Below are 12,703 nucleotides of genomic sequence, written 5' to 3' on the forward strand. Positions count from 1 at the left end.
GAGGGGCGGCAGGGGCCGCCGCCGCGGGCGCCGTCTCAGCGCTGGGCAGCTCCACCTCCGGGCCGGCCTCGGCGCCGACGCCCCGGAAGGCCTGCACGGAGATGCCGATCGACGGAGCGTCGACGGTACCGGTCGAGGCTTCGTCGGCGGCCACGGTGTCGGAGTCGGGTGCCCCCGCGTCCGTCTCTACGACGTCGGTGGTGGGGGCGACGGCATCGTCACCGGACTTCTTGCGGCGGGAGAAGAGGGCCATATGAGCCAGCCTAACCGCCATTCCGGCCCGTGATCCGCCGAAGCGTGAACACCTGCGGTGACGTCAGATCTTCTCGATCGGCGCGACCTTGATGAGGAGCTTCTTCTGCCCTGCCGAGTCGAAGCGCACGTGGGCGATGCGTTTGGCTCCCTCGCCGGTCACCGCATCGACCCGCCCTTCGCCGAAGTCGACGTGGCGGATGCGGTCGCCCGCGGCGAGTTCGAGATCGCCGTTGTCGCGCATCTTGGCGGTGACGCGGTTGGGGAACTTGTCCATCGCCGTCGACAGGGGCTTGAGGGAATCGCGACCGGGAAGCGCCTTGACCGCGAAGCGATCGCCCGATCCGGAGCTCGAACCGCCGAAACCGCCCTGGCGCCGCGCATTGAGGGCGCGGGACTGCATCCCGCCGCGTGAGTTCACGTCGCCCGGCGACTGACGCCAGTCGATGAGCCCCGACGGGATCTCCTGCAGGAAGCGGCTGGGCATCGCGACGGTCACTTCGCCGAACTGGGCTCTGGTCATCGCGAGGGACAGGTGCAGCCGCTTGCGCGCCCGCGTGATGCCGACGTAGAAGAGCCGGCGCTCCTCCTGCGGCCCCCCAGGCTCTCCGGCCGAGATCCGGTGCGGGATCAGGTCTTCTTCAACGCCCGTGACGAACACGGCGTCGTACTCGAGTCCCTTCGCCGTGTGCATCGTCATGAGTGAGACCGAGCCGGACTCGTCGTCGAGGTCGTCGGCATCCGATACCAGGGCGACTTCGGTCAAGAAGTCGACGATCGTGCCTTCGGGGTTGTTGCGCGCGAAGTCGCGGGCCACGGCCACGAACTCGTCGAGGTTCTCGACGCGCGCCTCGTCCTGCGGATCACGACTCGCACGCAGGGCGTCGAGGTAGCCGCTCTTGCCGAGCAGCAGACTGAGCCCGTCGGCCACCGCCGTGGAGGGCGGAAGCTCGCCGCTGGCCGGGATCAGGGTCGCGGTGGCTTCGGTCAGCACGGCGTCGAGCTGACCGATCGCCGCCTGGATCTTCGGGCCGACGCCGAGCTGGGCCGGCATCGACAACGCGTCACGGAAGCTGATGCCGTGTTCCTCGGCGAACCGCGCGATGGCCGTCTCCGTCACGTCGCCGATGCCACGGCGTGGCTTGTTCAGGATGCGGCGCACTGACATCTCGTCGGCCGGATTCGCCACCGCGACGAGATAGGCGAGCGCGTCCTTGATCTCGGCGCGGTCGTAGAACTTCGTGCCGCCCATGATCTTGTAGGGCACCGCCGAGCGGATGAAGATCTCCTCTAGCGCACGGGACTGCGAGTTGGTGCGATAGAACACCGCCATCTCGGAGTACGGCATGCCGGCACGGTGCAGTGCTTCGACCTCGTCGGCGACGAACTGGGCCTCGTCGTGCTGCGAGTAGCCGGTGAAGCCGATGATCGGATCGCCGTCGCCCTTGTCGCTCCAGAGCTTCTTGTCTTTGCGATCGAAGTTGTTGCCGATGACGGCGTTCGCGGCGGAGAGGATGTTCTGCGTCGACCGATAGTTCTGCTCGAGCAGCACCACTCGGGCGCCGGGGAAGTCGCGTTCGAACTCGCTGATGTTGCGGATGTCGGCGCCGCGGAAAGCGTAGATCGACTGGTCGGAGTCGCCGACCACCGTGAGCGAGGCACCGGGCTCGTCGGCATCGGCAGCGGGGGCGGGATCGGGCTCGAAGATCATCATGCCGTTCGAGGCATACGGGTCGGGAGCTGCTCCGGCACCCGACACGGGTCGCGTCAGCTCATGGATCAGCGCGTACTGCGCGTGGTTGGTGTCCTGATACTCGTCGACCAGGATGTGCCGGAAGCGACGACGGTAAGTGTCGGCGACCTGCGGGAAAGCGCGGAACAGGTACACCGTCTGACCGATGAGGTCGTCGAAATCGAACGCGTTGGCCTTCTGCAGCTGACGCTGGTAGTCGGCGAACACCTCGACGAACACGCGCTCGGCGGGATCGCTCATGTTGGCCTGACGCGCGTAGGACTCGGCGTCGGAGAGCTCGTTCTTGAGCTTCGAGATGCGCGACTGCACCGAGGCCGGGGTCAGCCCGTACGCATCCGCCTCGTGCTCCTTGACCAGCCGCTTGAGCAGAGCGCGCGAGTCGCCGGAGTCGTAGATCGTGAAGGACTTCGTGTACCCGAACTGCTGAGCCTCGCGGCGGAGGATGCGGACGCAGGCCGAGTGGAACGTCGAGATCCACATGCCCCGGGCGGCGTCCCCGATCAGTCCTTCGACGCGCTCGCGCATCTCGCCGGCGGCTTTGTTGGTGAAGGTGATCGCGAGGATCTGACTCGGCCAGGCCTCGCGTGAGCGCAGCAGCGAGGCGATGCGTCGCGTGAGCACGCTGGTCTTGCCCGACCCCGCGCCCGCGACGATGAGCAGAGCGGGGCCGCGATAGGTGACGGCCTCGAGCTGTTGCGGGTTCAGTCCGGCGAGGAGTTCGTCCTGTCCCTCCGCCCCGGAGGTGCGGGGGCCGGCGGTTCCGGGGACGATGAGAGGAGCTTCGGTCATGGCCTTATGAGTCTAGGCGTCGGCGCAGACACCGCGGCACGGGATGCGGGGGTATCGGCGGTGACGCAGGGGTGCACGGTCGACCCGTGCACCCCTGCGCGCTCAGGCGTCGCGCCTGCGACGGCGGACTGCTGCCGCGCCGGCGGTGAGGAGCAGCAGCGCCAGCGCGACGGCGGCGACCGGGAGCTCGGAGCCGGTCGTCGCCAGCGCGCCCGCACCCGTCTCAGATCCCGATCCTGCCGCTCCCGCGATACGGAGGTCCGCCCAGCCGAGGAGCCCACCGCTCGCATCGAACACGGCGATCCGGTGGGCGCCGAGAGGCGCATCGGCCGGGATGGTCGCCGTGATGGTCCCCGCGGTCGTGAGCGTCCCCGACGCGATCCGCATCGGCTCGGAGTACATCCACACCGACACGTCCGTGCCTGCGCCTGCGCCTGCGGAACCGACCGTGATCGTGACCTCCTGCCCCCGGGCCGCGACCGACGGGTTCACCGTCAGCCCGTTGCGGTTGTCGTCCACGAGTCCTGCGCCGGGGAGGGGCGGGGCTTCGCCACCGGGAGTACCGCCGCCTGTTCCCGGCAGCGTCCCGGTGCGCAGCGACTCGGAGGCGAAGCCGTCGGCGAACCACCACACCGGGCGCTGCCCGTCGACCGACAGTGAGGCCGGCGCGGTCGCGAAACCCTCGTTGTTGATGTCGGGCAGGCCGGCGGCACGGGCGTAGTGCGCGATGTCGGGCTGTGCGGTGCCGTTCAGCGTGATCTCCGCCGAGCGCCCCTGGCAGCCGTCGTCGCACACGGCCCACAGGGTGTCGCGCACGGTGTCGTAGTCGAGCGCCATCACTCCGGGGAGGCCGGGAGCGATCTCCGACACCAGCGTCGCCGCCCCGTCGGATCCGAGCGCGAACGCATAGACGTGGCCGTTGTCCTCGACCGCGACGAAGAACAGCCCGTCGCCGTGACCTGCATGATCCTTCGGGTCATACACCGCGCCCGACGTGTCGTCGAAGAGCTTCCCGGCGAGCGCGGCATCGGGCACCCACTGCACGGCCTCGATGCCGAGGTTCGCCCCCACGGCAGGGAGCAGGGCGGTCAGATCCCACTCCTGCTGAGCGATGAGGTCACCGCTCGACGCCTCGGGATCGACCTTGAGGACCACGTTCTGGTTGACGCCCTTGGCGCTGTTGTCCCGCTCGGAGGCCACGTACACGAACCCGTCTCGGTCGACCGTGATGCCCTCGGTGTCGGGGCCCGCAGCCCCCGGATCGGCGGCGTCCTTCTGGAAGCGCACGCGCTTGCCCGCATCCCAGCCGTCGGCCTTCTCGACCGAGCCGTCGGCGCGCGCCTCGAGCTTCCAGATGCGACCCTCGCCGTTGTCGACCGCCCACAGGAACGCACCGTCAGCGGTCTCCTGCACGTCGAGTCCGGAACTGTCCTCGAGGAACGTCGGGATGCTGTCGACGACGCGCACCTCGGCGGAACCGGGCCACGGCGACACGGCGACCTCGCCGGCACACACGTTCGTGGCGCCCTTCGTGGACTCCGCGGTCGCGGCGAACCCGCCGCTCGTGTCGGGGCAACGGCCCCAGGTGGTGGCGGCGTGGCCGGACCCCCAGGTGGTCTCGTCGATGAGCAGGTCGCCGTCGAACACGCGCACCGCGTCGCCGGAACCGAGACCGAACCCGAGCTGTGCCCGCTCGATCACGAGGTACTCCCCCGCCCCGAGGCGGGTTCCGGCCGGGATCGCGTACGCATGGGTGTCGTCGTCGTCCTTCACCACGACGCCCGACACGTCGAGCTCGGTGCTCGTCGGGTTCACGAGCTCCACCCAATCGTCCGGCGAGCCGCCGTCGGATTCGACCTCGTTGATGCGCACCGGGTTGCCGCAGGCGTTGCGGAGACCCTTGGTCGAGACCGCGATGTCGACGAAGTCGCCGGTACCGTCGGCACAGCGCGCGAGGACGCCGGCGGCATGCGCGGCATAGACGTGCTCGTCGACCGTGTTGCCGTTCGCATCACGGATGGTCACGGTGTCGCCGTTGCCGAGTCCGAACACGAAGTTCGCCGGCTGGTCGAAGACGAAGTAGCCCCCGGGCGGCAGCATCGTACCGGCGGGAAGCGGTGTGGTGTCGTCCGCGTGACCGGTCGGATCGTTGTCCATGACGGTCCAGCCCGAGAGGTCCACCGCCGTCGTGCCCGTGTTCACGACCTCGACCCAGTCGGTGCTGTCACCGTTCGACTCGATCTCGTTGATCACGACGTCGGGCAGGACGCACGAGTTCGTGGCACCGGGGGTCGGATGCGCGAGCACGAAGGAACCGACGCCGTCGGGGCAGCGTGCCAGGGTGGCCGCAGCGAAGTCGCCATCGATCGCCGCGTGCCCCTGCCACGGGAGCGTGTCGTCGATCATCGTCCCCGAGGCGTCGTAGAGACGGATGCGGTCGGCGCTGCCGATACCGATCGGCTCGCGGAATGCGGCCTCGACGCCTCCGGAGAGTCCGATCGTGCCCTCTTCGACGACGAGGAACTGCCCCGCCGCGATCTGCGTGCCCGGCGGGAACTGCCAGCGGTGATCGTCGGAGTTGTCGCGGATCTCGTAGCCCGAGAGGTCGAGCGCCTCGGTGCCGGGGTTGTGGAACTCCACCCAGTCGGCGGGTTGCGAGTCGACCTCGTTGATGAGGATGGAGCCCGCGACGGGAGCGACGGCGCAGTCGTTGGGAGCGCCGGGAGTCACCGTCGTCGCCGGTGCCCATGCCCCCGAGCCGTCAGGACAGCGCGCCCACACCGACAGCGGCGCGGTGTTCTCATACGCGTACGCGTCGACCTCGGTGCTGCTCGGGTCGAAGAGCACGACCTCGTCCCCCTTGCCGAGCCCGAAGTCGAAGTCGACGTCCTTCTCCAGCACCAGGAACTCGCCCGGTGCGAGCGAGGTGCCTTCCGGCGCAGCTCCGAAGCTGTCACGCTTCTCATCCGCGATGGTCCACCCCGCGAGGTCGACCGTCTCGGTTCCGGCGTTGTAGATCTCGACCTGGTCGGCGAGGCCGGTCGCGGCGTCGTCATAGACGATCTCGTTCAGGACGAGACTCGGAGCGGGCGAACCGATCGCGGCGATGGGGGTGGCGAGCAGGGCGGCGGCGCTCAAGGCGCACACCGCCGTGACCGCCGCTGCGCGGTGCAGGCGGGGCATGGAAACTCCTGGGGTCTCAGTCGGGTACCCGACCAGACCACCGATACCGCGTGGCCGCGGAGAAGCCCCCGGGTGCACAGGAGGTGAACGGGGGATGGCGGTCTGCCGCGACCGTCATCCCCCGCGTCACCCGGCGCCGGTGTCAGGCGATACGAGTGCCCGGCGGGAGGCGCCGGGCAGGCGTCCGCGTGCGCGCCCAGGCCCCGGCGAACAGCGACCCCGCGATCACGACCTGCACACCGAGGCCCACGAACCAGCTGGGCACCGACGATTCGATCACCTCCTGCGGCGTGGGATAGCCGCTGCCGTCCCGGTCGCAGTCGTCCCAGCGCTGCTCGAGCGGCGACTGCTGCGCCCCGCGCACGCCCGTCTTGATCTGGCCGAACAGGTCGACCGGGTAGCCGTCGGGCGTGAACTCGGTCGGCGTCGCATCCGCGAGCACCACGAAGGGATTGGCCGCGAGCGCCCACCACACCAGGTCGAACCGGGGCACCTCGTACATCGTGCTGACCTGCCACTCATCGCAGTCGACGTTGCCGTTCGCGTCGTACGGTCGCGAGTAGCTGGTCCCCTCGCTGCGTACCGCCATCCCGCCCAGCCCGAACGCGATGAGCGTGCCGAACACGAACGCGGCGACCACGAGGTACGTGGCTGCAACCGAGAACAGCGGGCGCGCGATGAGTCCGCTCAATCCGACGCCGATCGCGGCGACCACGATGATCTCCGCCGCGAGCACGAGCAGCGAGACGAGCAGCACGAGGGGGTTCGCTCCCCCGCCGAGCAGAGACAGGGCGAGGAAGGGAACGGCGACGAGGAGGAACGCCCCGCCGGTCGCGACGGCAGCGAGGAGCTTGCCGAGCATGATGTCGCCGGTGGAAGCCGCGGTCACCTGGATCGCGCCGAGGGTGGCGGCATCGCGGTCGCCGTTGATCGCGTTGCCGCTGAGCGTCGGCGACACCAGCACCACGAGCAGAAGGACGATGTTGACGACGATCGAGTAGACGCCGGCCCCGATGAAGTCGCCCCAGGAGTACACGGCGAATGCGAGCCCGGTGACCCCGAGCAGGATGAGCGCGAACACGCCCAGCAGGACGTACCAACCGACACTCCGCAGGCGCTGGGTCAGTTCGAGTCGGGCGATGATCCCGATGTTGGCGAGGCTCATGCTCCCGCCTCCGTTCCGGTCGGCGCAGGGGGTGCAGGGGGCCCGGGTACGGCTTGTGGCGTCGGCGCCTGCGGCAGGTTCAGGAACGTGTGCTCCAGGTCGCTCTGCGCAGGAGCGAACTCCGAGACCGGAAGGCCCGCGTCGACGAGGCGGCGCAGCGACTGGGCCGCTGCGTCCTCGCCCGCGAACCCGACCAGCACCGCGCCGCGGTCGTTGGCGAGCGACTCCGGAGCGAGCCCGAGGTTCGAGGCCACCTGCCACGTGTCGGCATTCATCCGCTCGGGCGTCGCGCCGGCGAGACGGACCCGCCACGGTCGCACCACGCTCTGGGAGGGAGCCGCATCCACCACGGAGCCGGCGACGAGGAACACCGCATCGTCGACGACCTCCTCCAGCTCCGAGAGGATGTGGCTGGAGATCAGCACGGTGCGCCCCTCCGCAGCGAAACGACGCAGCAGACCACGCAGCTGCACGCGCGCTTCCGGGTCGAGACCGGATGCCGGCTCATCGAGGAGCAGCACCTGTGGGTCGTGCACGAGAGCGCGCGCGAGACCCAGCTTCTGCTTCTGCCCGCGCGAGAGCACCTTTGCGGGCGAGTCCGCGAGCGGCGCGAGCCCGACGAGCGTGAGCAGTTGCTCGGCACGGACCTGAGCGTCCGCCTTCTCGATGCCGTAGAGACGAGCGGTGGTGACGAGGGTTTCGCGGGCGGTGAGCGACGGCCAGGCTCCCAGTGCATCGGGCATCCAGCCGAGCATGCGGCGCGCGGCGAGAGGATCGATCGCGGGATCGACGCCCCCGATGCTGATCGTCCCGGTGTCGGGGGCGAGGAGCGAGGCGAGCATCAGCAGCAGCGTCGTCTTCCCCGCCCCGTTCGGCCCCACGAGTCCGGTCACTCTGCCGGGGTCCGCGCGGAGCGAGGCCGCTCGCACCGCCTGCACCGTCCCGAACGCTCTGCTGACGTCTTGCACCACGATTCCGGTCATGCGGTCAGTCTGGCATCCGGAACACGGGGCCCCGGGGACCTCGGGGCGGATGCTCAGACATCGCGTCGCGTGGGTGACACAATCAGCTCATGCGCACGATCCTCAACGTCATCTGGGTCATCCTGGCCGGCTGGGCACTGTTCCTCGGGTATGTCCTGGCCGGCATCCTGCTGTGCATCCCGATCATCACGATCCCGTGGGCGATCGCCTCGTTCCGCATCGCCGCCTACGCGATCTGGCCGTTCGGACGCGAGGTCGTGAGCAAGCCGACCGCGGGGGTCGGGTCGTTCCTCGGCAATGTCCTCTGGGTCATCCTGGCCGGCTGGTGGCTCGCCATCGGCCACATCGTCTCCGGCATCCTGCTGTGCGTCACGATCATCGGCATCCCGATGGGCATCGCCGACTTCAAGATGGTCCCGATCTCGCTCATGCCGCTCGGCAAGGAGATCGTCTCCACGCGTCGCGGTTCCTTCGATCGCACGCTCTGAACCGTCGACCGGCGATCGGCACCGGCTCAGCCGCGGAAGAAGGCGACGCCGAGGTCGGGGTGGTCGACGAACACCCCATCGATGCCCTGCTGCGCGAGGACACCCCATTCCGACTCGTAGTCGCCGTACGCGCCCCTGCCGCCCGCACCGCGGAACTCGGCGGCCAGGAAGGCGTTCTCGGGACGGCAGGTCCACGTGTACACGAGAAGGCCACGTGCATGGGCGTCCGCGACGATGGTGTTGCCGCGATCGAGGAGCATCTTCTTGTTCACGCTGATGCCGTCGACGAGGCCGACGAGGCCATCGAGCCCGCGAGGGGTGACGGTCGCCTTGTAGGTCATCGCCTGCGCGCCCTCGACTGCCTTGCGGTCATACGGCCGGCCCGTCGCCTCGATCAGGTAGATGGAGGTCGCGGCGATGCCCCGCTCCCGAAGCTCCCCGAGCACCGTCGACTCGAAGGACTCGATCACGAGAGGCAGCTCGCCGTCGGCCCATCCCGCCGCACGCAGCTCCTGCGCGATGAGGGGCGCGAGCGCGAGGCCGATGCTCGCGAAGTAGGTGGCGTGCTTGACCTCGAGCACGACGCCGATCTCGCGGCCGTGCTCGGCGGAGCCTTCCCGCACGAGGTCGAGCACGTCGCGGAGACGGAGGATGGGCTGCGTGCCGTCGAAGCTCGCGCTCGACGCCCGCACCTCGGGCAGCCGCTCACGTCCGCGCAACGTCGACAGCTCGGCCCAGGTGAAGTCCTCGGTGAACCACCCGGTCAGTGCCTGCCCGTCGACGCGCTTGGTCGTCTTGCGGTCGGCGAACTCCGGACGCGCGCTGACGTCGGTCGTCCCGGAGATCTCGTTCTCGTGTCGCACGACCAGCACGCCGTCCTTCGTGGCGACGACATCGGGTTCGACGGCATCCACCCCCATCGCGAGCGCGAGTTCGTAGGAGGAGCGGCTGTGCTCCGGACGGTAGCCGGGCGCACCGCGATGCCCGATGACGAGGGGCGATTTCCTGGGCACGCTCTCAGCGTAGAACACCCCAGGAGGGGTACCTCCCGAGTATCGTAGAGGCAAGAGACCTACTACCCCCCTTTGGAGTGAGGCCCACCAATGAGCAACTTCGCTTTCAACAACCCTGCTTTCCAGCAGCAGGACCCGCGCAACGTCGCGACCTACCCGGGCGGACCTCAGGCTGCTCAGGGCGCGCAGAGCGCCTCGCTCCAGCACGGGGCGATGGACGCGGCGGCCAACGCACAGCTCGAGGGCATGTACGCCGCCCCGCCGGCCGGCGCCATCGAGACCGATCGCATGTCGGTCGAGGACACGGTCTGGAAGACGGCCGGCCTGTTCGGCATCCTGCTCGTCACCGCGGCCATCGGCTGGGTCATGACGCTCGGCGGTGTCGACGTTCCCGCGTTCAGCCGTGAGAGCACCTTCCAGCCGAACATGCTGCCGTGGATCGTCGGTGCGCTCGGCGGCTTCGTGCTCGCCATGGTCATCACCTTCACCTCGCGCAAGAAGGTGCGCCCCGCGCTGATCTTCGCGTACGCGGCGTTCGAGGGCCTCTTCATCGGTGGCATCTCGGCGTTCTTCGAGGTCATCTACCCCGGCATCGTCTTCCAGGCGACGCTCGCGACCGTCTCGGTCGTCGGCGTGACCCTGGCTCTCTTCGCGAGCGGCAAGATCCGCGCGTCGAAGAAGGCGACCAAGATCTTCATGATCGCGATGATCGGCTACCTGGTCTTCTCGCTGCTGAACGTCGTCCTGATGTGGACCGGCGTGCTGCCGCAGGACCAGGCGTTCGGCATGCTGAGCGCCAGCATCATGGGCATCCCGCTCGGCCTCATCATCGGTGTCCTCGTCGTGATCATGGCGGCGTACTCGCTCGTGCTCGACTTCGACCAGATCCAGCAGGGCGTCCGCAACGGCGCACCGCGCAAGTACGGCTGGCTCGGAGCCTTCGGCATCATGGTCACCGTGGTCTGGCTCTACGTCGAGATCCTGCGCATCATCGCGATCGTCCGCGGCAGCAACTGACCGCCGTTCATCGAAGTGGCCCGTCTCCCCAGGGAGGCGGGCCACTTCGTGTTTCGACGGGACTCTAGCTCGCGGCTCCGCTCGCCTTCCGCTCCAACAGTGACTTCTCACGATCATTGCCGGCGAGGCCTGCGGCCACTGCGAACTCGCTCCGCGCTTCCTCCTCGCGTCCGAGCCGTCGCAGCAGCTCCCCCCGGGTGGCCGGAAGGAGGTGATAGCCGCGCAGCACTCCCGACGCCGAGAGCTGATCGATGATCCGCAATGCGGACGCCGGGCCCGTGGCCATCGCGACCGCCGCCGCTCGGTTGAGCTCGACGACCGGAGATGGGGCGATCCGGCCGAGTGCCTCGTAGAGCAGCACGATCCTGTCCCAGTCCGTGTCATCGACGCTCGAAGCCACCGCATGGCACTCCGCGATCGCCGCCTGGAGGCAGTACGCGCCGCGTCCGCGCCCGAGGCGGTCAGCCGTCGCGAGCGAGGCACGACCGCGGGTGATGCGTCCGCGATCCCACCGGCCCCGGTCCTGGTCGGCCAACAGCACCGGATCGCCGTTCCGGTCCACACGCGCTCCGAACCGGGCGGCGGTGAGCTCCATCAGTGCGAGCAGACCGTGCACCTCGGGCTCACGCGGCATCAGTGCCGCGAGCACCCTGCTCAGCCGGATCGCCTCATCGCTCAGTTCCGGTCGCATCCAGTCCGGACCACTGCTCGCGGCGTGCGCCTCGTTGAAGATCAGATACAGCACACCGAGGACTGCCCCGATCCGCTCCGCCCGCTCTTCGCGCGGCGGGATCTCGAAGGGAGCATTGGCGGCGCTCAGCGTCTTCTTCGCCCGCACGATGCGCTGCTGAACGGTCGCCGTCGGCACGAGGAAGGCCCGCGCGATCTCCTCGCTCGACAGACCACCCACGACCCGCAGTGTGAGGGCGACCTGCGCCTCCTTCGAGAGAACGGGGTGGCACGCGATGAAGATCAGCCGCAGGACATCGTCGTCGACGGCGTCCGGGTCCCACAGCAGCTCCGGCGCGGCGGCCTGCTCCTGCTCCAGGTCGTGGGCGAGCGCCGCGACCCTGGCATCCAGACGCTCCGCGCGGCGCCACCCGTCGATGGCCTTGCGCTTCGCGACCGCCGTGAGCCATGCCCCGGGGTTGCGGGGAACCCCCTCCTCCGGCCACTGTCTCAGCGCGTCGACCAATGCCTCCTGGGCGAGGTCCTCCGCCAGGCTGAAGTCGCCGACCGTCCGGGTGAGGGTACCGACGATGCGCGCGGACTCGATGCGCCAGACAGCGGCGACGGCGCGTTCCGCCGACCCGTCTTCGGGGGCGGAACGCGTCGTCTCACCGTGTTCGGATGCGTCCATCACCGTGTGTCGTCGTCACTGCTGCGCGCGTTGCGCCTGCTCTTCGCGCCAGCCGGCTTCCTTCGCGATCCACTCGTTGTCGGCCGGGAAGTCCTCGACGCCCGTGACCCGACGCACCTCGAGGAACGAACCCGCGCCCAGGGGTGCACGGCTCGCCCACTCGGCGGCTTCTTCGCGGGACGACACCTCGATGATCCAGAAGCCGTTGAAGAGCTCCTTCGTCTCGCCGTAGGGGCCGTCGGTGATCAGGGGCTTCTCTGCGCTGAAGTCGACCACGAAGCCCTCGGCAGCGTCGGTCAAGCCCTCTCCCGCGACGAGCACACCGGCCTTCATCATCGACTCGTTGTACTTGCCCATGGCCTCGATGACCTGCTCGAACGGCATCTCCTTGTACGCCTCGACGGCGTCGTCGTTCGCACGCATGATGAGCATGAACTTCATGATGTTCTCCTTGTTCGCGGGGCCGTCTCTCGACCCTCTCACCTCTGGCGTCGAACGAGAATGCCTCAGATCGACATCCGCCGCCACTTTTTCTGCTCCCTTCGCACGCTCCCGTGCTCCCGTCGCGATATGACACCCGAATGAGCCGTTTTGGTTGTCATATCGCGACGGGAGCACGGGTGTGCGGGTCGGGCGGAGGCGGAGGCTCAGGCGCGACGCGGCGGGGCGGGGTCAGGCGCGACGGGGCGGAGCGGCGACC

The 12,703-nt window shown here is 69.0% G+C and carries 9 protein-coding genes and 1 pseudogene; 2 read left to right on the forward strand and 8 right to left on the reverse strand.

Features of this window, described 5'->3' with window-relative positions; all coding sequences use genetic code 11:
* The 5 genes and pseudogenes from L978_RS13020 to L978_RS13040 form a co-directional block, all read right to left on the reverse strand.
* Positions 1-253, reverse strand: a pseudogene (locus L978_RS13020) (hypothetical protein); the annotation flags it as partial.
* A gap of 63 nt (positions 254-316) precedes the next feature.
* Positions 317-2,794, reverse strand: coding sequence for an ATP-dependent helicase (locus L978_RS13025; protein WP_047523641.1), 2,478 nt, complete (start codon positions 2,792-2,794; stop codon positions 317-319).
* Between the two features lie 102 nt (positions 2,795-2,896).
* Entirely contained in the window at positions 2,897-5,977 is a 3,081-nt protein-coding gene (locus tag L978_RS13030; protein WP_047523643.1) for a lamin tail domain-containing protein, read from the reverse strand.
* Positions 5,978-6,119: 142 nt separating this feature from the next.
* Positions 6,120-7,142, reverse strand: coding sequence for an ABC transporter permease (locus L978_RS13035; protein WP_047523644.1), 1,023 nt, complete (start codon positions 7,140-7,142; stop codon positions 6,120-6,122).
* Positions 7,139-8,125: an ABC transporter ATP-binding protein gene (locus L978_RS13040; RefSeq protein WP_052193705.1), complete on the reverse strand. Its 987-nt coding sequence runs from the start codon at positions 8,123-8,125 to the stop codon at positions 7,139-7,141. Before L978_RS13040 ends, L978_RS13035 begins: the two co-directional genes overlap by 4 nt.
* A gap of 89 nt (positions 8,126-8,214) precedes the next feature.
* Between L978_RS13040 and L978_RS13045 the strand changes: the two genes are divergently transcribed.
* The gene (locus L978_RS13045) at positions 8,215-8,613 is read left to right on the forward strand and encodes a YccF domain-containing protein (RefSeq protein WP_047523645.1); all 399 of its coding nucleotides are present in this window, start codon (positions 8,215-8,217) and stop codon (positions 8,611-8,613) included.
* Between the two features lie 26 nt (positions 8,614-8,639).
* Here the strand turns inward: L978_RS13045 and L978_RS13050 are convergent, their stop codons facing one another.
* A complete protein-coding gene (locus L978_RS13050; RefSeq protein ID WP_047523653.1) occupies positions 8,640-9,626 on the reverse strand; it encodes a glycerophosphodiester phosphodiesterase family protein in 987 nt (328 codons plus the stop codon).
* Between the two features lie 90 nt (positions 9,627-9,716).
* Between L978_RS13050 and L978_RS13055 the strand changes: the two genes are divergently transcribed.
* Positions 9,717-10,643 (forward strand): Bax inhibitor-1/YccA family protein, encoded by a 927-nt coding sequence (locus tag L978_RS13055; RefSeq protein ID WP_047523646.1) that lies wholly within the window; start codon positions 9,717-9,719, stop codon positions 10,641-10,643.
* 64 nt (positions 10,644-10,707) lie between these two features.
* On the opposite strand, the gene L978_RS13060 is transcribed toward L978_RS13055, so the two are convergent.
* Positions 10,708-12,003: an RNA polymerase sigma factor gene (locus tag L978_RS13060; protein WP_047523647.1), complete on the reverse strand. Its 1,296-nt coding sequence runs from the start codon at positions 12,001-12,003 to the stop codon at positions 10,708-10,710.
* Positions 12,004-12,018: 15 nt separating this feature from the next.
* The gene (locus tag L978_RS13065) at positions 12,019-12,444 is read right to left on the reverse strand and encodes a YciI family protein (protein ID WP_047523649.1); all 426 of its coding nucleotides are present in this window, start codon (positions 12,442-12,444) and stop codon (positions 12,019-12,021) included.
* Positions 12,445-12,703 lie beyond the last annotated feature (259 nt).

The sequence above is a fragment of the Microbacterium sp. ZOR0019 genome (genome assembly GCF_000800925.1).
Lineage (GTDB): Bacteria > Actinomycetota > Actinomycetes > Actinomycetales > Microbacteriaceae > Microbacterium > Microbacterium aurugineum.